Below are 18,409 nucleotides of genomic sequence, written 5' to 3'. Positions count from 1 at the left end.
GAGTTCTTGCAGTGGGTCTATTTGACGATTTCAGCCGGTTTTTAGAAACCCGATTAGAAGAATTCTTGCGGAATAATCCTCATTTGGAATTACAGGCGCTAGAGGAGCAGCTACGGGAACAAGAAGATGATGCCCTTAAGCTGATTGCAGACCTGCAACTGCAAGAGAAAAAATTACAAGATGAAATCCTCTCAACCGCTCAAGAAATTCAGCGCTGGCATGTCCGGATTGAAAAGGCAAAAGCTGCCAACAGGTTCGATTTAGTCCAGCCTGCCCAAGAGCGAGAAGCAGCTCTGCTACGTCAAGGTAATCAACTTTGGGGACAGATGCAAGGGATTAAACAGCGAAGCGAGCAAGCAAAACAGCTACAGCGTCAAATTCAAGTTCGCCGCCAGGAAGTCCATACCAAAGCTGTTCAGGCGCAAGCAGCGCGTACAAGTTCTCAAGCTCAGCAGCGTGCGGAGACGGTTGGCTGGAATCAGAATTACCACCGCCCGATCAACAGTGGTCCCGATCCATTAGAGGCTAAATTTAAGCACTGGGAAGCGGACGACGAGCTTGAGCAGTTGAAGCGAAATATCGGGCGGTGAAAAGTTTTTGAGATGGGTAATTGGTAATCGGGAGAAGTGATATTAGCTCTGGTTAATTACCCGTAATAAAAGAACCCCACCCCGCGATCGCCTGCGGCTTCAGCGCTCCTCCCCCGCAAGCGGGGAGGGGTTGGGGGAGGGGTTCCTAGAGATTTTTGTACTAGCGAGATTTCATATCTGCGATCGCGCCTCTGGTCACTCCAGCGATCGCTTGCTCGGTTGCCTTGGGTAAGTGATAATATTTCCCCCCAGATTGCTTTGCCAATTCCTTTGCGAATCCAGTGGAAATAAACTTATTTTCCGTATCAATCACTAACAACTGAATCCCCAAAGCGCGAATTCTGGAAGCAATGTCCAACAATTCAGCTTTAATATCCGGCTTTTCCCCTTCCTGCATCGGTTCGCCTAAAGAACGAGCTAAAGGAATATTTCCCCGTCCATCGGTAATCGCCACAATCACCACCTGACCGATATCCCCAGACATCTGAGCATTCATCCCGACGCGCACTGCCTGAGTCAAACCATGAGCCAGAGGGGAGCCGCCGCCACAAGGCAATAGCTCCAGACGCCGCCGCGCTAAGGCAATCGAACGGGTTGGCGGTAGCAGCACATCGGCTTGTTCTCCCCGGAAGGGAATTAACGCCACTTGGTCGCGGTTCTGATAGGCTTCCGTCAGCAGGCGCATCACTGCACCCTTGGCTGACTGCATTCGGTTGAGCGCCATCGAGCCAGAGGCATCGACGACGAAAACGACGAGCGCTCCGGCTTTACGGACTAAGCGCTTGGAGCGAACATCCCCCTGCTCGACGAATACCCGCCGATCTCCTCTTTGCCCTCCCTGACCACCGAGGGATTGAGCGATCGCAACGTCGTTTCGCTCCCGCCTTGCCTTTTGGTAGGGTGCAGCGGCTCTGAGCGTCGCGTCAACAGCAATTCGCCGCACCTTGCCTTTCGGCAACATTGGCTTGACGTAGCGCCCTCGATCTTCTGAAATGATGAGACTGCGACTGCCCGACTTGCCGTGACGTTGCGCCATTTGAGCAAAGTAAAGCACGGTAGGGTCGAGGATGACACCCTCTGGATCGAAGACAAATTCTTCCGGAATACTCGACTGATCCTCCTGGGGTTCTTCCGGTTCCTCTTCATCCTTCTCATCCGGCTCATCTTGCTCTTGCTGAGATTCGTCTTGGGGCGGTGGCGGTGGGGGAGGCGGTGGAGGCGTTTCGTCTGGTGGTGTCTGCACGACTGTAGCGCGGGGCACAATCACCAATTCCACTGCACGGCGCAAGTCTTCCGCCGTCACGTTAGTGCGCCCCTCTAAAGCAGCCGCAGCCTTGGCAACTCGCACCGCAAAGAGTTCGGCTCGATGTCCCTGCACTCCGCCTCGAATTGCTTCATCAACTAGATAAGCAATTTGCTCGCGGGTAATCCGGACATCTTTAAGCCATTCCCGCGCCAATACAATCTGAGTTTTGAGGTTGTCGATGTCTTCGGTGTACTGTTCTAGAAATTGTTCCGGAGATTTGGCGTAGGCGAGAGCTTGTTCTACTGCTTGCACTCGTTCATCTAAACCGAGTACGCCATCAGCGGAAAGCGCGATCGCAATTCTATCGAGCAAATGTTCTCGCAGTGGCCCTTCTTCCGGGTTGTAAGTGGCAATAAATAAAGGCTTACAAGGATGCTGAAAGCTAATCCCTTCCCGCTCAATCTGGTTGCGTCCTTCCGATAAAACAGTCAACAGTTGGTTAGCAATTTGCTCATCAAGTAGATTAATTTCGTCTACATAGAGGACACCCCGGTGTGCTGTCGCCAGTAACCCAGGCTGAAATATCGTGTCTCCCTGTTTAACGGATTGCTCGACATCCACAGAACCCAGCAGTCGATCTTCTGTGATTCCCAAAGGAATTTGCACAAATGGAGCCGGAATCACCTGTGCGTCAATCGGGGCATCTGGCTGGGCATTCGCTTCTGCCAATAATTTGTCATCCCACTCGCTGGGGGAATCGGGGTCACAATTGCTAATCGATCCTTTGACGACTTCTATGGGGGGCAGAAGGGAGTGCAAGGCGCGTGCCATGACCGATTTAGCAGTCCCGCGACGACCCGCGATCGCTACCCCTCCCAGTCCGGGATCAATTGCTGCCAATAGCAGCGCCATTTTTATTGCTTCTTGCCCCACAACAGCAGCAAGGGGGAAGGCGGGGTTAGCTACAGATGCAGGCATATTTTTAAAGCGATGCAAGTCCAATTTTTCAGCATAGCGCAAAGTTTGTCGCCTTCAACTAAGTCCTACGCTTCAAATCAACCCAATTACTCTTGACATCCAATTTTTGCTGATGTTACATTCAACGCAGGCAGAAAAAAATTACGCATTAAAAATCGCGGAGTTTTGAATGCTGTCTCAGGTGCAGGGTTTTTAGTCTCTTGCTGAGCGTCTCAATCAATCATTTGGTTGAACATTCAGTCTGATATTAGGTCAATTTAACGACCAAAATTTCGGGAAAATGACAAAATATCCGGCTTAATGTTCAATCAAGTGATTGATTGACCGCTTGTTAAGAGGCGAAAAACCCTACACCTGAGACTGCAAATTCAATAATTCCCAAGCAGAAAAGTTGATTAGGCTATTAACTTATTCGGGGTTTATTTTATCTTTATTAAATCCCTATAAGCGGCTTTTTGCTAAAGCTAAATGCACGATTTTTGGATGTCCATTAACTTAGTATTTGGACGTATCAAAATGACAAGTATTCTTGGCTATTCCCAAATAAAAACAAACAATCAAGAACCCTTAGTTTCGATTTATTGGGATTCTCAAAACGTCCCCTTCACAGAAAGAAATGCAAAGTTATTGGTAAGTTTTGCCAATTTGCAAGGACATTTGATAAGTGCAAAGGTTTACTACAATTCAAAGTGCATAAACATGGCTTATGACAAAGAAAATCTAGAAAACCTTGGTTTTGCTGGTATTGATGTTCCTTGTCCTTTAAAAAATAGTGCTGATAATCAATTGATGGCTGACTATCTTGAAGATATTCACGGCAACCAACCTCCCGATGTGGCTATTATTGTATCAGGAGATGGGGATTTCAAATACTTAGTTTTGAATCAGAAAAAATTGAGTAAAAAGGCGATAGTTGTCGCTCGACAAGGCAATGTGAAGCTAAGCCTAAAAATTGTTGCTGATGAAATTTACTTTTTAGACGAGTTACCTAACTTAGTTCGCAACAAGGCTGTGATTTAGAAAGATGGCAAGTTGTCTGATATCAACTACGATGATGGTGTTGACTGCCTTATTGAAGCTATCAAAACTGCGGTCAGCAAAGGTAAGCGTACAACATATTCCATCATTGCTAGCCTGATGAGTCACAGTCAGTGTTTTCCCAACTATAAAGGGGGTTCCACTATTTGTAAACCTGACGGTACGAAATTTAGACGCTTCAAAAAATTTGTTGCTGCTGTTGAAAAAGAGGGGAAAATCAAATTGCAAAATGAAGAAATGTTGTTAGTATAGTTAAGCAGATTGCTAAAAGCTAGATAATCAAGCGATCGCTACTTATCAAAACCCGGTTTCTATCCAAGCCGGGTTGATTCAAAAAACCGCTAGTAAGCGGTTTTTTCGTGTTCACTAAGTTAATAACCATTCAGTTACTAGTACTAATATTTCCATGCAATTAATTTACCCAAAGCCAGGAGAAATAAAAATGGAATTGCCAAAATTTCAGAATAGAAAACTTTTGATGCATGCGCTTACTCACCGTTCTTATGCCAATGAAAACCCCGGAGAGTGCGAAAACAACGAACGTCTAGAATTTTTGGGTGACGCTTTGCTAACTTTCTTAAGTGGCGAATATCTCTATCGTCGTCACCCACATATGGGAGAAGACCAAATGACTCGTAGGCGTTCCGCGCTAGTAGATGAAAAGCAGCTAGCAAAGTTCGCTACCGAAATTGGTTTAAACTTCCAAATGCGGTTAGGTGAAGGTGCCAAGCGCGAAGGAGGCTACCAGAATCCAAATTTACTCAGCAGCACCTTTGAAGCGGTCGTCGGCGCTTATTATCTAGATAACAAGTCAGATATTGAGAAAGTCCGCGATTTTGTAGAACCGCTATTTGATTCCGTTCCGGAGGATATTGTAGTGTCTCTCTCCAATGTGGACTCAAAAAATCGGTTTCAGCAATGGGTGCAAGCAGATCCTGAGCTTGGTTCAGCGCCACCGAAATATGTCACAAAACAAGCAGGCGGAACACCCCATGCTCCAGAGTTCATCGCCACAGTGTTTGTAGGTGATAAAGCCTACGGGGAAGGTAAAGGACGCAGCAAAAAAGATGCTGAGAAAGCTGCTGCTGAAGATGCACTGTCCAAACTGAAAAAACGAGGGCTGGTGTAAGCTGGAATTCTGGAAAAACTCTAACTTTCGGGTCTTTTAACTTCTTGACAAGGCGCTGCAAACTCAAAGAAGAGTGGTAGCGCAGACTAGAAGTTAGTTATGAAGCCAAAAGATATAGTAGGACTGCTTAAAGACACATTTTCAGAATGGCAAGAAGATAAGGCATCGCGGTTAGCGGCGGCGCTGGCGTATTACACCGTATTTTCTCTGGCACCTCTAGTGATTATTGCGATCGCGATCGCGGCTTTGGTATTTGGACAAGAAGCCGCTGAGGGGGGAATTGTTACGCAACTTCGAGAATTGCTAGGCAAGCAGGGTGCTGAAGCTGTCCAAGAGATGATCCAAAATTCTCGCAAGGCAGAGGAAGGCACAATTGCCACTCTGATTAGCGTTGGTCTCCTCCTGTTCGGTGCCTCCGGCGTTTTTGGTCAGCTGCAAGATTCACTCAACACCATCTGGGAAGTCGCCCCCAAGCCTGGACGCGGCATCAAAGGCTTTATCAAAGACCGATTTTTGTCCTTTGCAATGGTACTGGGCATCGGCTTTTTGCTCTTAGTTTCGTTGATCTTGAGTGCCGGTTTGACATCAGTAGGCGACTATTTGGGCCACTTGATACCCGGTTTGCCCTTCCTGCAAGCCCTAAACTTTTTCATCTCCTTCGGCGTCGTGACGGTGCTGTTCGCGTTGATGTTTAGAATTTTGCCAGATGCGAAAATTGCCTGGGGTGACGTGTGGATCGGTGCCGCCATTACCTCTTTACTATTTACCATTGGTAAGTACTTACTGGGGTTGTATCTAGGCAATGGCAGTGTCGGCTCAACCTACGGCGCAGCTGGCTCATTTGTAGTGCTGCTGTTGTGGGTAAATTATTCCGCCCAGATTCTCTTTTTCGGTGCCGAATTTACTCAAGTCTACGCCAACAAGTACGGCTCTCGAATTGTCCCCTCTAAGAATGCCGTACCCCTTAGTGAAGAAGCGAGGGCAAAGCAGGGAATACCGCGCACTGACGACATCAAAGCCGCTGCCGCACAAGACCAAGGCGATCGCTCCTCTGGAACCTCTACCAGCACCATACAACGGGTAGATCCGCCAAAGTCCAGACACCCGATGGTAACAGTCCTCGCCTTAATGATTGGCGTTTACCAAGGCTTTGCATCTCTAGTGGGAGCCAAGGGGAAGAAGAACAAACAAAAATGATGTATTCTGAGGAATTTTGCAGAGATTTATTAGGTGAGTTTTCTTAGGGCGCAGAGGCTATCAATATATGTTTTGGTTTGTTACAAGTTTCTCATAAGTATTGACTTTCTTAGGCAAGATAGCAGTAAAGGCAGAAACAACTTTAGCTTGTGCCTTGTCCACCCCTTACGGAAATGGTAACGGAAGATGCAAAAGGCTAGCCTTCCGTTCTTTGCAATATAGATTTTTTTATACTTGTGGCAGTCCTTTTAGCCCTTGCATTTACTGACGCTGACCTTTAGGGTAAAGTCTTAATGTACGAAAAGCGAGGTTTTTGCGCTCTAGAAGACAACTCGATTTACTGGTTTGCCGCCATAAACCACTTCTTCCTTGCCTAAAAAACAAGAAGATAAGACAACAATAAGTTTCTTTAATGAAGGATTAAATTTATGAGTTCTTCGGAAGAAAATTCCATCAATTATATAGAATTGGAATCCGCTCAAACAAATCCAATTCAGTCTAAAAGTGATTCCTCGCTTCCTAGTGTAAATGGGACAGAAAGTGGAAATCTCGATAAAGTCAGAGATATTCTTTTTGGGAATCAGACGCGAGAATACGAAAAAAGATTTGCTCGTTTGGAAGAACGTTTAGTGAAAGAATCCACTAACTTACGCGATGACACGAGAAAACGTTTAGATAATATTGAAAACTACCTCCGAAAAGAACTTGAATCTATAACTGACCGATTAAAAACTGAGCAATCAGAACGAGACGAATCAGTAAAAGGGCTTTCTCAGGAATTAAAAAACTTGATTGGTTCTTTGGAAAAGAAGCTCGCGCAACTGGATGAACAAACTACAACGAAAGAGCGAGAGTTACGTCAGCAGATTCTAGAGCAATCTAAAAATTTGGACGATGAGATTAGGCAAAAATATGAAGAACTTTTGGCTGCGCTTGAACGAGAAGCCCAAGAACTTCGTAAGGATAAAACAGACCGTTCAACTCTGGCATCTCTGTTTGCAGAACTAGCAATGAGACTTAACACTCAACCGGGAATTTCTCGAAATGAATAATTTTTCTACAAAAGAGATTTTTAAGGGGGGAATCCAAAATTATCCGTCCATAGACTACTAAATCGCTCTAGCTCCCTCATCTGATATCGGCATAATAATTTAGTTGTGAATAGGGGGATTTGAGCAATGGCTGACTCTTCTACCCATGATTTATCTAGCAATACTCCAGAAAATAATCTTTCAACGAACGAGGATCTCTCAGAACTTCGGAGTTTGCTTCTTGGTTTTGAGCAAAGCGAACTTGATAAACTGCATGAGCGACTAAATAATCCCAATATTCATGCAGAGGATATCAGCCAACTGCTTCCAGAGGCGATTATCCTACGGACAATGCGAGATAAGCAGCTAAGCGAAGCAATCGTGCCAACGGTTGAAGAAGCGATTCATTTATCGGTCACAAAAGACCTGAATATCCTGTCAGAGGCGATTTTCCCCGTAATCGGCCCTGCCACGCGCAAAGCGATCGCTACAGCTCTGGAAACTACAGTCCAGTCCCTCAATCAAACTGTTGAACACAGCTTGTCTCCACAAGGCTTTAAGTGGAGATTGGAAGCTTTACAGACAGGAAAATCATTTGCCGAAGTTGTTCTTCTCCGCACTCTTCTCTATCGAGTTGAACAAGTTTTTTTGATTCATAAAAAAACTGGATTGTTACTTCAGCACGTAGTAGCGCCAAACGTAGCCGCTCAGGATGCAGACTTAGTTTCAGCGATGTTAACAGCGATCCGGGATTTTGTCCAAGACTCTTTTAGCGTACAAACCGGCGATTCCCTAGAAACGTTGCAGTTTGGCGAACTCACTATCTGGATTGAACCTGGTCCGCAGGCAATATTAGCAGGGATTATCCGGGGAAATGCACCCAAAGAATTTAAGTTAGTTTTCCAAGAAGTAATAGAAAAAATTCACCTCAAATACGACCAAAAATTTAATTTGTTTGAGGGAGATACTGCTCCCTTTGAAGGCAGCACGCTTTATCTTGAAGATTGCTTTCAGGCCCAGTATCAACCCAAAAAGACAAAACCTTCTCCTGTTCTATGGATTTTATTAAGCTCTATATTAATAGCTTTGGGTAGCTGGTTCTTTTTTGACTTCACAGAGAAACAGCGATGGACAGCGTATTTGGAAAAATTAAATGCCCAGCCAGGAATGACCGTAGTTACTTCCGAGAAACGTCGGGGAAAATATTTTATTTCCGGACTTCGAGATCCTTTGGCGGCAGATCCAATCAAGATCATGAAAGAATCAAATATTAATCCCAAAATAGTTATTAGCCGCTGGGAGCCTTACTTATCTTTTTATCCAAAATTTACTGAAATTAGAGCGAAAGACTTGCTTCAACCTCCGGCAACTGTATCTTTAATCGTTGATGAAAAGGGCACTCTTCGTGCTGAAGGTTCTGCTCCTTATCAATGGATTATTGAAACCAGAAAACTGGTGCGAGCAATTCCCGGAATTAATAAATTTGACGAAAAAAACCTTATTGAGATGGAACTTAAAGAACTTGAGCTTAGTGAAAACAAGATCGAAAAGCAGTTACTCTTTTTTACAGAGGGAAGTACACAACTTGAACCTGGCCAGGAGATCATGATAGAAAACCTTATAAAAGAAGTTAAAAAAATTACAAATGCAGCGCCTTATTTAGGTAAAAATGTCCAAATTGAAATTTTAGGACACGCTAACAAAATAGGCTCAGAGCAGAGAAATATGATCCTAAGCCAAGGGCGTGCCGATGCCATCCTTTCTACTCTAGTTTCGCAAGGAATAAAGAAAACCAATCTTTCTGCGGTGGGTGTAGGCACAAAAGAAATTTTGGCTAAAGAAACGACCCAACAGGATCGATCATTGAATCGCAGCGTCTCTTTCAAGGTAAAAATAACTGATACCTCCGGGAGAGAAATAACTCAGTAATGATCCAGAAAAAAATGTGTATGGTGGGTGCATTCGCCACCGGAAAAACGAGTTTAGTCTCACGTTTTGTTAAAAGTATTTACTCTGATACTTATCAAACAACTGTTGGAGTAAAAATTGATAAAAAATCACTCAATATTGGAGGGAAAGAATTAAATCTCATTCTTTGGGATCTTTATGGAGAAGACGAATTTCAAAAAGTTCGGATGTCCTACCTGCGGGGTTCGTCAGGCTATTTCCTGGTAGCTGATGGAACCCGCCGTACTACCTTAGATAAAGCTTTTACACTTCAAAAAAGAGTAGAAGATACGATTGGCACCCTTCCCTTCATTTTGGTACTCAACAAATGGGATTTGACGGAGGAATGGGATATTGATGATACGGCAATGGACGAAATAGTAGAAAGAGGTTGGCTAGTCGTTAAAAGCAGCGCAAAAACAGGTTTAGGTGTAGAAGAAGCTTTTCTAACGCTTGCGAAGAAAATGATAGAGGCATAGATGCTTGACCTCCCTTCGCCAATTCTGAATTATATTCACACTTTGGCTGTTGAAAATCGTTCTCCAGCCTATCTCCTGGTAGAAAAAGATGGTCGCTTGTCAGATTGGGGTGGGAAACTGGAAGCCTATGGAGTGAATGATTTGCAAAAAGGAGAATATATCGGGAAACAAGTCTTTTTTCTAGAAGGTCTTTTTCCCCTGAACGGTTCTCCTATCTGTATCCCTTGCATGAAAACGGAATATGGACTTTCCGCAGATGTCCATCTTGTACCTGGAGAAGAGAGAGACTGGGTATTGCTATTAGATGCAACTTTGGAAGAAAGCCAGCACCGTCTGATGCAACAACAAGGAAACGAATTGAACCTTTTGCGAGAGGAACACTGGAAAATATTAAATCAATATTTTGGAAAGGACATTACCCAATTGCCACAAGCAGTTCTAACCTTACAAGACAGAGGAGAACGACGGGATGTTACTATTCTTTCCATCCATATTTGTGGACTCACTTCTTACAGTGAAAACAACCCTCCTGAAGTAGTTTTTAAAACATTAAATTTATGTATTCCTATTATGATACAGATACTTATTGATGAAGCTGGGATAGTCAATAAAATAACTGGAGATGTAATAACGGCTTTCTTCGGGGTTATTGCCTCAACGGGATGTCCTAAAAATCAGGCAATAAAAGCTGCACGAGGCATAATTGAGGCCATTGCAGAGATAGGTGAAGCGAGGAAAGGCGAGCTTGGTTTAACTCTCGAAATCGCTATTGGTATCGCTTCGGGACCCGTTACTTTGGGTATTTTGGGTAGCAAAGGTAGCAGAATGTTCACCGCTATTGGCTACTATGTTAATTTAGCAGCTTGCTTGGAAAGTCAGGCACGTCCCAGTGAGATTCTCATCGACGAAAATACATTTCAAGAGCTTGATGAGATAAAAAAAGATTTTTTAGAAAATATCCTTCTATTAAAAGGAATTGTTGAACCTATACGAACTTATTCTTGCCTGGTAAAATAATGAAAGAATCTATTACAAACGAGCTTTTTGCCGCCCTGAATATTGTAATTTTAGAACGCCTGGATAATGGATTTTTTACAATAGTTGGGACGATGCCGGATTGGTTTAATAATTTCCATGTAAATACTACGCAGGAACCGGATAGATTAAATTTGGGTCAGCAATTCCCTTTTCTGGATAACTTTCTCATCGATGCTGAACATTTCTGGGAAGAAAAGGGTACAGAACCCCTAAAATCCGGGCTGTGGACTGAAATTAATATATTGGGAAACGAATGCCATCTAGAGGCATCAGCCGTTTGTCTGGAAGATAAGAAAATACTCTTGATTGAGTGTTTGGGATTTGCTTATGAAGAAAAACAGTCTCTGATCCAGAAAGCTAGACAAAATAATCTAACTTATCAACATCTTATTAAAGAAATACAAAAAAAAGAAATTTTACTTCACTGCTTTGTACACGACATAGCAGGACAACTAACGGGACTTAACTGCTGCTTTGCACTTCTTGCTTTAGACAATTTGACACCAAAAGGCAGAGAACGCCTAGAAATCGGGAGGAAGCAATGTACCAAGCAAGAGATGTTGATTCAGGAAATATTGAAGGCATTTTCTGCCGAGGTAAAATCACTAGAGGCTTTTTCACTCGATCCTGCTCACGCTCCAGATGCAATGATTTGTGCAGTGGAAGTGGTGGATGCTTTATTACCAACTTTTACATTCCATAAAATGCAGTTGCAATTGGCTGCTGACATTAATAGCTCGAAAGATTGGAAGGTAGTTGGGGAAAACTCGCGTTTGGAGAGAGTTCTTTTTAACTTAGTAGAAAATGCTCTTAGACATAGTCCATCTGGTTCTACTGTGACAGTTAATCTCAAAGAAGATGGAGAATTTATTTTGGTGAGTGTGGACGATGAGGGTTTTGGTGTACCGCCGGAGCTTTCAAAAAATTTGTTTCAAAAATTTTCTCAAGGTACAGAGAAAGCTGGCAAAGCCGGTTTAGGACTTTATTTTTGTCGGATTACGGTTGAACGCTGGGGTGGCAGTATTGGTTATTCACCCCGTAGTGAACGAGGTTCCCGATTTTGGTTTCGGCTCCCTAGACCCATTGTGCAATCATAGATTTGGATTTTAACTATCTATAAAATTTTTCGGGCGGAGAAGTTGGATGGTTCATTGCTATGAACCACGAACTATCAAAAGCCTACGTTGATTGAAACGTACCTACGTAGTATTGGTTACGGTAAAAAGCGATCGCTCTTAGTTTTTTGCACTCAAAGTGATTTCAATCTGGCAGCAATATCGTAAAATCTGAGTGAGCTCGTGCGGGAGAAAGCGTAAAATGGACAGTCGAGTGTACGAATTTGACCAGACGCAGAACCAGCTGATTCGGGATCTTGCTCAGAAAATGCGCTTTGTTAGCTACTTTCTGATCGCTTTAGGGGTGCTTCTGGTTATAGATGGGATTGTCAGTATCGCAAAAGGTGAAATTGGCGGCATTATCACTGGCGTTGTTCAAATCTTCATTGGTTTATGGACAAGTAAAGCAGCCTCTTCTTTCCAGCTTATTGTCGATACTCAGGGAAGCGATATGGAAAATTTGATTGGTGCCCTTGGGGAACTTAGAAAACTTTATACACTCCAATACTGGCTGATATTGATAGCGGTCTTCTTTGTTGCTGTTGCACTAATTATGACAGTGATTTTTGGAACATTCCAAGTCACTCGATGACAGACGGTTGAGCGTTTCTTGGGATGGGAAATAAGTTCAGAAATAGGCAATATATCGCTTTTTACACCTATTTTTGAATCTTTAATTCTTAATTCCTCGCTCGCCATAGCGCAGTAGCCTTTCCAAAGTTGCCAAACGGTTATCCCAAACTTGAACTTGGTAGGGCTGCTCTATACCTTCCCGTTTCATCCATTGATTGAACTGAAATTTAAAAGCTTGGAGTGAAATTTTCGCCTTTGCCAGATTATTCGCAGAAGGATTCGCAGCCAGCTGATTCAGTGTATTTGAGAGAGCCTCTGATTGTTTGCGCCATTCCGAGAGTGCTGGTGCCTTAATCCCAAACTGGTTAGTTTCTAAAAGAAAATCCCATTCTTTTTGGAGTGCCGCGTAACGAGTCGCAGCGGCTAGGAAAGGTTGGCGATAAGGCAACGGTTCTGTGGATGATTTTATTTCCCTCCCCTGAGTGCGGCGGAAGATACCTTGCAGATTTTCGTTGAGATTTTCGGCGGCAAATAGAGCGTAACCGCTGGCAGGAAAATTCCGCAGCGCTTGTATTTGATCGATTGCCACAACATCTGGCAGATTCAGTAAACGAATCGAGGGCAAAACTAGAGTTGAACCCAGTAGAGCCTGAGTAAGTAAAGGCTGTGCCAAACTCTGGAGTTTGTTAGTATCTAAAGCGTAAGTCATCGGCACCAGCAAATCTACATCTCCGCGCTGCGCCCAGACTTCCCAATGTTGTTGTAGTTTTTGCAAGCGCTCAGTTTCAGGAAAAGGAAACACTGCCGCTGACACAATCAGGTTCGGTTTTAAGGCGCGTAGGCTTCTCGATGCATCTGCTACAAAACTGTTGATGGCATTGGTGCGAAATTGCGTCCACTTTTGCCATAGATTGCGGTCTTTCGGCGAAATCTTTGCCGGATCGACCCCGTGTAACTGCTGAAATTGCTGACGAGCCGCTGTACCGTAACCAAAAGCATAACCCGCACGGGGATCTTGAAAAGGATAGCGAATGTAATCGAACTGAATGCCATCCACTTGATAGTTCGTGGCAATTTCCCCCAACATCTGTATTAAGTAGCGCCGTACCTCCGGATTCGCCGGATCGAGAAACGTTTTTCCCGAACCCAAGTGGAATAAACGCCCCCGGTTATCGTAGCCTGCCCAGGTGGGATGCAGATCGAGTACCGGGCCGGGATACTCTTTCGGAAGCTTGACTAAGGTGTTATGACGCTGGTTGCCGACGGCGAAAATCCACACCCAGGCATGCAACTCCATGCCGCGCTCATGAGCGAGTTTGACTGCGCTAGCTAGGGGGTCCCAGCCGCGTACCAAGGGATTCTGAATCTGAGCGACGCGACTGGGATAAATGGGATATCCCGCATTGACTGTTTCAAAAAAGACCGTGTTAAACCCTGACGCTGCTAGTCGGTCGAAAATTTTTGCTAATTTTTGCTCCGAACCAGCGCTGACAATGGTACCCCGATCTAACCACATCGCCCGAATTTCTGACTGTCCTTGGGGTCGGTCGGTGGGATAGTTGTCCCAGAGAGTTCGTCGCGCCTGGAGCCATTGCTGTCGGGCAGCGCTGTAGTCTTTTTGGTCAACTAGCTGAAGAAATTTTTGCAACCCTGTCCGGGCAGTTTTGAGTGCTGATTCCTGATTAGAGCGTGAAGAAGTTTGAGCGATGAGCTTGGTTTGGGTTGAGGAATTATTTCCGTTTGCCGTTCCCACCTTGTTCGTGGCGTTGGCAGTTAACATTGCACTCTCAAAGCGTCCGATGAGCGCTTCCAACTCCTGGCGCATGGCGGTTGCTTGTCCGCCTGTGATGAGCTGGGAGCTTGGTTTTACTTCGAGTCCAGGTGGAGCCACTAAACCATCGGCGTTGACGTCTGCGGCTTGGGTTGCTGGGGCAGGAGGGAAAAGGATAGGGGTTCCCGACTGGGTGCGGGAAGTGGCAGGCGTCCCACCTGCCGCAGTCCCTGGAGAAACGGAATTCGTTGAATTTGGCTGCCCGTTTGGCGGGCGTGGTGTGGCAGCCGCAGTGGTTCCGGCTGGGGAGGAACACTGCTGGGGCGCATTGGTTGGTGCATTTTTGGCTGTTCTCACTCCCCCGTAGCGGTTCAGGGATGCCCGCAACCATGCGCTATCCAGGTTTGGGCTAGAGGCAGTATCGACACCCCAACGCCAGCCCAGAAAGACCGAGCGATCGGTGGTTACGACCGCCGGTGGATTCTCAACCGACTTCCAGACAGCAGCGGTTTGACTGGTCAATCCGGCGGGAATGATTACACCCCCCTGGGCGGTTCCAGCGAGTCCGTTCTGTTGCACCCAGCTCTGATTTTTAGCGGGTGCGGGTGCCAAGGTGGAGGGGCTTTGTAAACCGAATCCCCAGTAAGCGCCAAAGAGCGATCGCAATTGCGATCGCACGTTCGCTTGGGAAAGCGTGCCTAAAGGCCCCGTGGCGATCGCTCGCCCGCCTTTACCCATCCATTCTTGGATTGCTTGTACCTGTACGGCACTGAGGGTTTCAACATTCGGTAAAAATAAAACCTGCGTACCGGCTAAATCTGCCGCCTGCTGGACTTGTTGTAAATCCACCACACAGTAGGCAACACCACTCAGTCCCAGGCGGGTTGTAATCCCCTCCCATTGGTTAGCATTGTCCTGGGTTTTCACGACTCCCAGTACACCCGGTGCAGCACCAGCAGGAAAAGAATTAAAAAATAAACAGGAAAAATTTAAAACTAAAAATACCCAATTCCAAGCCTGAGATTTTTCCTTTCCCTGACGTTCCTGCTTCAAACCAAAACCACTCCTCAACACAAGCTGCTCCTGAAATAGCTGTTAGCGATTAGCTTTTCATCCTTAGCCATCAGTTATCAGTCATTACCCACAAACTAACGACTCATGACGAATCACCAATGACTTCTTTTAACAGCCAAGGGCTAATCGCTCATTCTAAGCAACGACCTCAGTTAGTCGCAACAAACTAATGACGAATGGCTAAGGACAAATCACAATGACCTTTTGACAGCGAACCGCTGGTTCTAAGCAACGACTTCGTTAACTGGAAAGCGGTCAATTAGATGAATTGCCCGATAGGCATTGCGCTGTAACGAATCTGAAATGTGAGGCACATGAGGAATTTGAGATAAGAAATCCACCGTCCGTCGCAATACTCGGACGACATCCCCTTCATCTAAGCTGGTGTTGGAGCAGAGTTGATCCCATTGAACCCCTAACGCCCACTGTTCTACCAAACCTGTTAAGTCATATTCCATCCAGACTGGTAGCGCTACGCGATACCGCCGCTGTAGCTGGAAGAGGTTGCGCCGCAAGCCCCGCAAACCTCCCAAAGCTTCGTCCATCTCAGCCGGTGCATCGTAGTGCGTCCAGCTATCCGGTCGCATCGTTTCGGTCACAAAGGAGGCACAAGCAGCGGCTAAGTGGTGGGGATCTAACTCGTCGAGTTTACCCGACATCAGGGCTAAAGCCATCCACAGCTCGTTGTCACCCCGAATCGCAGCAGCGGCTTCTCCTAGGGGTGTCGGCATCACGCCCTCTAGCCCGCCCATGCGTTGCAAAATTTCAATCAAGTCCATAAATTCTTCCCAGTGGCGTGCCAGGCTGTCCTGGAACAAGCTCTGAAGCTGGGAAATTTGGTCTAGTAATCCCTCTCGGCGCTGCTGGCGCTTGAGGAGGGCAGCGGGATTGCCCCATTGATGGGCAGGGTGATTTTGCAGTTGCGCTTCCACTGCGGCTACTTGCTGCTGTTGCGCGACCACTTCTGGGGCGGTATCTTCTTCGAGATCCGCATCCGGACGACCGCAAGCGTCGTTCCGACAAGCCCAGCCAATTTGACGGGCAATGACCTCTGTGGATTCGGTGCCCTTTTTGCAATGACCGGGTTTTATCGGCATTTCCGGCGGGGGCTGTACGGATTTAACATTGGACACGCGGGGTAATTGGCTGCAAGCGACGACATCGGCAGCAGTGACTACATACCAGCGGTTATCTGCACCTAAGCAAATTAGGTAGGGCGATTGACCGGAACCGCGTGTTTTGGTGACTAAGACAGCGGGTACAGGAGAAGACACCGGAATGTGTTTCCCTTTTAAACTCAACAACGTACCGGGTTCTACAGAAGCGATCGCCATCGCAATTTCTCGCGATCGCTCGGCTTCGGCTTGGGTTTGTAAAATTTTCAGTAATCGGCGTTCTTCTCTAAGACGTTCCTGAAGCTTTTCATACTGTTGCAGGCTCTTATCGTCTACTGATGCCAGATCCGCTTCGATTTTTGCCAGTTCCTCGGATAAGTCAGCGATCGCTTTCCGAGTGGGTTCGAGATGCACAGTCGCCAAATACTGCCCGAAGCTGCGTTCTACTAACTCTCTCGCTTCTTCCAGACTATGAGTTTGCAGCAAGTTCAAAACCATGCCGTAGCTGGGGGTAAACTGGCTCACCAGTGGGTCAGGCCCGTTGGTTGCCAAATAAGCCGCTTCCTTTGAGCCTTCAAAAGGCGTCTGCAAGGTCACTACATGACCCGTGGTGTCCATACCCCGACGTCCGGCGCGACCCGACATTTGCATAAATTCGCTGGGCGTCAGCAGTCGGTGTCCCCGGTCGGTACGTTTGGAAAGGCTAGAAACTACGGTTGTTCGCGCAGGCATATTAATCCCCGCAGCTAAGGTTTCGGTGGCAAATACCACTTTTACCAAGCCCTCTTGAAACAGTTCTTCGACCAAACCTTTCCATGCTGGCAAAATTCCGGCGTGGTGAGAGGAAATCCCGCGCAGCAACGGTTCAACCCCGCCGCTACGCGCTGCTTCTGGATTGTGGGCTAAAAATGCTTCAACTTTCTGTTTTAAAAGTTTTGCTTCTTGTTCGTTTACCAGCGTCACTTCCCGCAATTCATCCACCGCCTTGTCACAACCCCGGCGGCTGAAGATAAAGTAAATTGCTGGCAGCATATCCCGTTTCCAGAGATGGCTCAGGACATAAACTAAACTTGGGCTGTCTTGCTTTTTGCCTTTTTCTTTAGTTTGTGGGCGCTTGGGCTTGAGTCGCGGATTTATTTTTTTTTGCGAGTCATCAAGGAGGGGAAACAGTCCTTTGGGATTGCAGAAGTGAAACTGCAAGGGAACGGGACGAAAATCGGAGTAAATCAGCTTGGTGGGGCCATGAACCCGATTTAACCAGTCAGTGAGTTGATCGCTGTTGGCGACCGTTGCCGAAAGCGCCACCAGCTGAATTTCGTGGGGACAATAAATAATGGATTCTTCCCAAACCGTGCCCCGCTGTCGGTCGTTCATGTAGTGGCATTCATCTAGCACCACGGCTTCTACACCCGTCAGGGAGGTACCGACTTCGCCGATGCGGGTGCCATAGAGCATATTCCGGAAAATTTCCGTGGTCATCACTAAGACTGGAGCATCCCGGTTGATGGACGTATCGCCGGTCAATAACCCTACCCGGTCCGCCCCAAAGCGATCGCGGAAGTCCCGTAATTTCTGGTTTGATAGCGCTTTCAGGGGTGTAGTGTAAAATACACGCTTGCCGCGACTCAGGGCGCGGTAAATGGCGTATTCCCCAATCAGCGTTTTTCCCGACCCGGTAGGGGCACACACAACGACCGAGCAATCGGCATTTAACGCCGCGATCGCTTCCTGCTGAAACCGATCCAGTTCAAAGGGAAATAAGGTCTTGAGGTCTAGCTCTGGTATGGTAGTGGGCACGGTACGGTCAAATAGTTCCATTAAAAAATTGCAAACAGAATTCAGCTAAATCTCGCCATCAACTGTCTTCTTGTGCTTCCTTTAATTCTAAAGGACTTCCCAGGAATAAATTATCTTAACAATGGCTCTAGGGACGCGGTATTCAATAGACTTAATCGGAAATAGAGTAGTTTAGAAGTGAAGGGTTGTTGCTCGAAGACCGAGGTGTTTACGATGTTGAGCTACGGCGCTATCCACAATAAACCTCATGTGTTTCAAAGCTTGACTGGACTCAAAGTAGAAGAATTTGAG

At 46.1% G+C, this 18,409-nt stretch carries 14 protein-coding genes; 11 read left to right on the top strand and 3 right to left on the bottom strand.

The features are described from left to right. Positions 1 to 11 precede the first annotated feature (11 nt). A complete protein-coding gene (locus NC996_RS24645; RefSeq protein WP_190425136.1) occupies positions 12 to 590 on the top strand; it encodes a TIGR04376 family protein in 579 nt (192 codons plus the stop codon). Between the two features lie 160 nt (positions 591 to 750). Here NC996_RS24645 and bchD read toward each other — a convergent pair whose 3' ends face one another. Next, on the bottom strand, positions 751 to 2,814 hold the full coding sequence (gene bchD, locus NC996_RS24640) for a magnesium chelatase ATPase subunit D (protein WP_190683592.1): 2,064 nt from the start codon (positions 2,812 to 2,814) through the stop codon (positions 751 to 753). Positions 2,815 to 3,297: 483 nt separating this feature from the next. Between bchD and NC996_RS24635 the strand changes: the two genes are divergently transcribed. The 10 genes from NC996_RS24635 (at position 3,298) to NC996_RS24590 (ending at position 12,380) form a co-directional block, all read left to right on the top strand. Next, positions 3,298 to 3,834, top strand: a complete 537-nt coding sequence (locus NC996_RS24635; RefSeq protein WP_348260032.1) for an NYN domain-containing protein — start codon at positions 3,298 to 3,300, stop codon at positions 3,832 to 3,834. Positions 3,835 to 3,846: 12 nt separating this feature from the next. After that, positions 3,847 to 4,104 (top strand): hypothetical protein, encoded by a 258-nt coding sequence (locus NC996_RS24630; RefSeq protein WP_190683587.1) that lies wholly within the window; start codon positions 3,847 to 3,849, stop codon positions 4,102 to 4,104. Positions 4,105 to 4,294: 190 nt separating this feature from the next. Continuing rightward, positions 4,295 to 4,981, top strand: coding sequence for a ribonuclease III (rnc, locus tag NC996_RS24625; protein WP_190683583.1), 687 nt, complete (start codon positions 4,295 to 4,297; stop codon positions 4,979 to 4,981). Between the two features lie 99 nt (positions 4,982 to 5,080). Next, positions 5,081 to 6,178, top strand: a complete 1,098-nt coding sequence (locus NC996_RS24620; RefSeq protein WP_190683580.1) for a YihY/virulence factor BrkB family protein — start codon at positions 5,081 to 5,083, stop codon at positions 6,176 to 6,178. A gap of 428 nt (positions 6,179 to 6,606) precedes the next feature. Then, on the top strand, positions 6,607 to 7,230 hold the full coding sequence (locus NC996_RS24615; protein ID WP_190683577.1) for an OmpH family outer membrane protein: 624 nt from the start codon (positions 6,607 to 6,609) through the stop codon (positions 7,228 to 7,230). A 126-nt stretch (positions 7,231 to 7,356) separates the two neighbouring features. Beyond that, the gene (locus NC996_RS24610) at positions 7,357 to 9,138 is read left to right on the top strand and encodes an OmpA family protein (protein WP_190683574.1); all 1,782 of its coding nucleotides are present in this window, start codon (positions 7,357 to 7,359) and stop codon (positions 9,136 to 9,138) included. After that, positions 9,138 to 9,635, top strand: a complete 498-nt coding sequence (locus tag NC996_RS24605) for a Rab family GTPase (protein WP_190411309.1) — start codon at positions 9,138 to 9,140, stop codon at positions 9,633 to 9,635. Before NC996_RS24610 ends, NC996_RS24605 begins: the two co-directional genes overlap by 1 nt. Continuing rightward, positions 9,636 to 10,652 carry an adenylate/guanylate cyclase domain-containing protein gene (locus NC996_RS24600; RefSeq protein ID WP_190683570.1) on the top strand — a complete coding sequence of 339 codons (1,017 nt, stop codon included), beginning with the start codon at positions 9,636 to 9,638 and terminating at the stop codon, positions 10,650 to 10,652. It begins immediately after the preceding gene. Beyond that, positions 10,652 to 11,770, top strand: coding sequence for a HAMP domain-containing sensor histidine kinase (locus NC996_RS24595; RefSeq protein WP_190433714.1), 1,119 nt, complete (start codon positions 10,652 to 10,654; stop codon positions 11,768 to 11,770). The genes NC996_RS24600 and NC996_RS24595 overlap by 1 nt, the downstream gene beginning before the upstream one ends. A gap of 220 nt (positions 11,771 to 11,990) precedes the next feature. Beyond that, positions 11,991 to 12,380 carry a hypothetical protein gene (locus NC996_RS24590; RefSeq protein ID WP_190411312.1) on the top strand — a complete coding sequence of 130 codons (390 nt, stop codon included), beginning with the start codon at positions 11,991 to 11,993 and terminating at the stop codon, positions 12,378 to 12,380. An 81-nt stretch (positions 12,381 to 12,461) separates the two neighbouring features. Here the strand turns inward: NC996_RS24590 and NC996_RS24585 are convergent, their stop codons facing one another. Together NC996_RS24585 and NC996_RS24580 are read right to left on the bottom strand one after the other, a co-directional pair. After that, complete coding sequence (locus tag NC996_RS24585) at positions 12,462 to 15,203, bottom strand: family 10 glycosylhydrolase (protein ID WP_242037480.1); 2,742 nt, start codon at positions 15,201 to 15,203, stop codon at positions 12,462 to 12,464. A gap of 227 nt (positions 15,204 to 15,430) precedes the next feature. Continuing rightward, complete coding sequence (locus NC996_RS24580; protein WP_190435553.1) at positions 15,431 to 18,139, bottom strand: RNA helicase; 2,709 nt, start codon at positions 18,137 to 18,139, stop codon at positions 15,431 to 15,433. Positions 18,140 to 18,409 lie beyond the last annotated feature (270 nt).

The sequence above is a fragment of the Trichocoleus sp. ST-U2 genome (genome assembly GCF_039961875.1).
Classification (GTDB): Bacteria; Cyanobacteriota; Cyanobacteriia; order Cyanobacteriales; family FACHB-T130; genus FACHB-T130.
Note: the sequence above shows the minus strand (reverse complement) of the source record. Positions and strands in the feature narration are given on the sequence as shown.

Excerpts from the sequence above, each read along its gene's own strand:
- bchD (WP_190683592.1), bottom strand. The coding sequence starts at position 2,814 with ATGCCTGCATCTGTAGCTAACCCCGCCTTCCCCCTTGCTGCTGTTGTG.
- NC996_RS24595 (WP_190433714.1), top strand. The coding sequence starts at position 10,652 with ATGAAAGAATCTATTACAAACGAGCTTTTTGCCGCCCTGAATATTGTA.
- rnc (WP_190683583.1), top strand. The coding sequence starts at position 4,295 with ATGGAATTGCCAAAATTTCAGAATAGAAAACTTTTGATGCATGCGCTT.
- NC996_RS24600 (WP_190683570.1), top strand. The coding sequence starts at position 9,636 with ATGCTTGACCTCCCTTCGCCAATTCTGAATTATATTCACACTTTGGCT.
- NC996_RS24620 (WP_190683580.1), top strand. The coding sequence starts at position 5,081 with ATGAAGCCAAAAGATATAGTAGGACTGCTTAAAGACACATTTTCAGAA.
- NC996_RS24580 (WP_190435553.1), bottom strand. The coding sequence starts at position 18,139 with ATGGAACTATTTGACCGTACCGTGCCCACTACCATACCAGAGCTAGAC.
- NC996_RS24610 (WP_190683574.1), top strand. The coding sequence starts at position 7,357 with ATGGCTGACTCTTCTACCCATGATTTATCTAGCAATACTCCAGAAAAT.
- NC996_RS24590 (WP_190411312.1), top strand. The coding sequence starts at position 11,991 with ATGGACAGTCGAGTGTACGAATTTGACCAGACGCAGAACCAGCTGATT.
- NC996_RS24605 (WP_190411309.1), top strand. The coding sequence starts at position 9,138 with ATGATCCAGAAAAAAATGTGTATGGTGGGTGCATTCGCCACCGGAAAA.
- NC996_RS24615 (WP_190683577.1), top strand. The coding sequence starts at position 6,607 with ATGAGTTCTTCGGAAGAAAATTCCATCAATTATATAGAATTGGAATCC.
- NC996_RS24635 (WP_348260032.1), top strand. The coding sequence starts at position 3,298 with ATGTCCATTAACTTAGTATTTGGACGTATCAAAATGACAAGTATTCTT.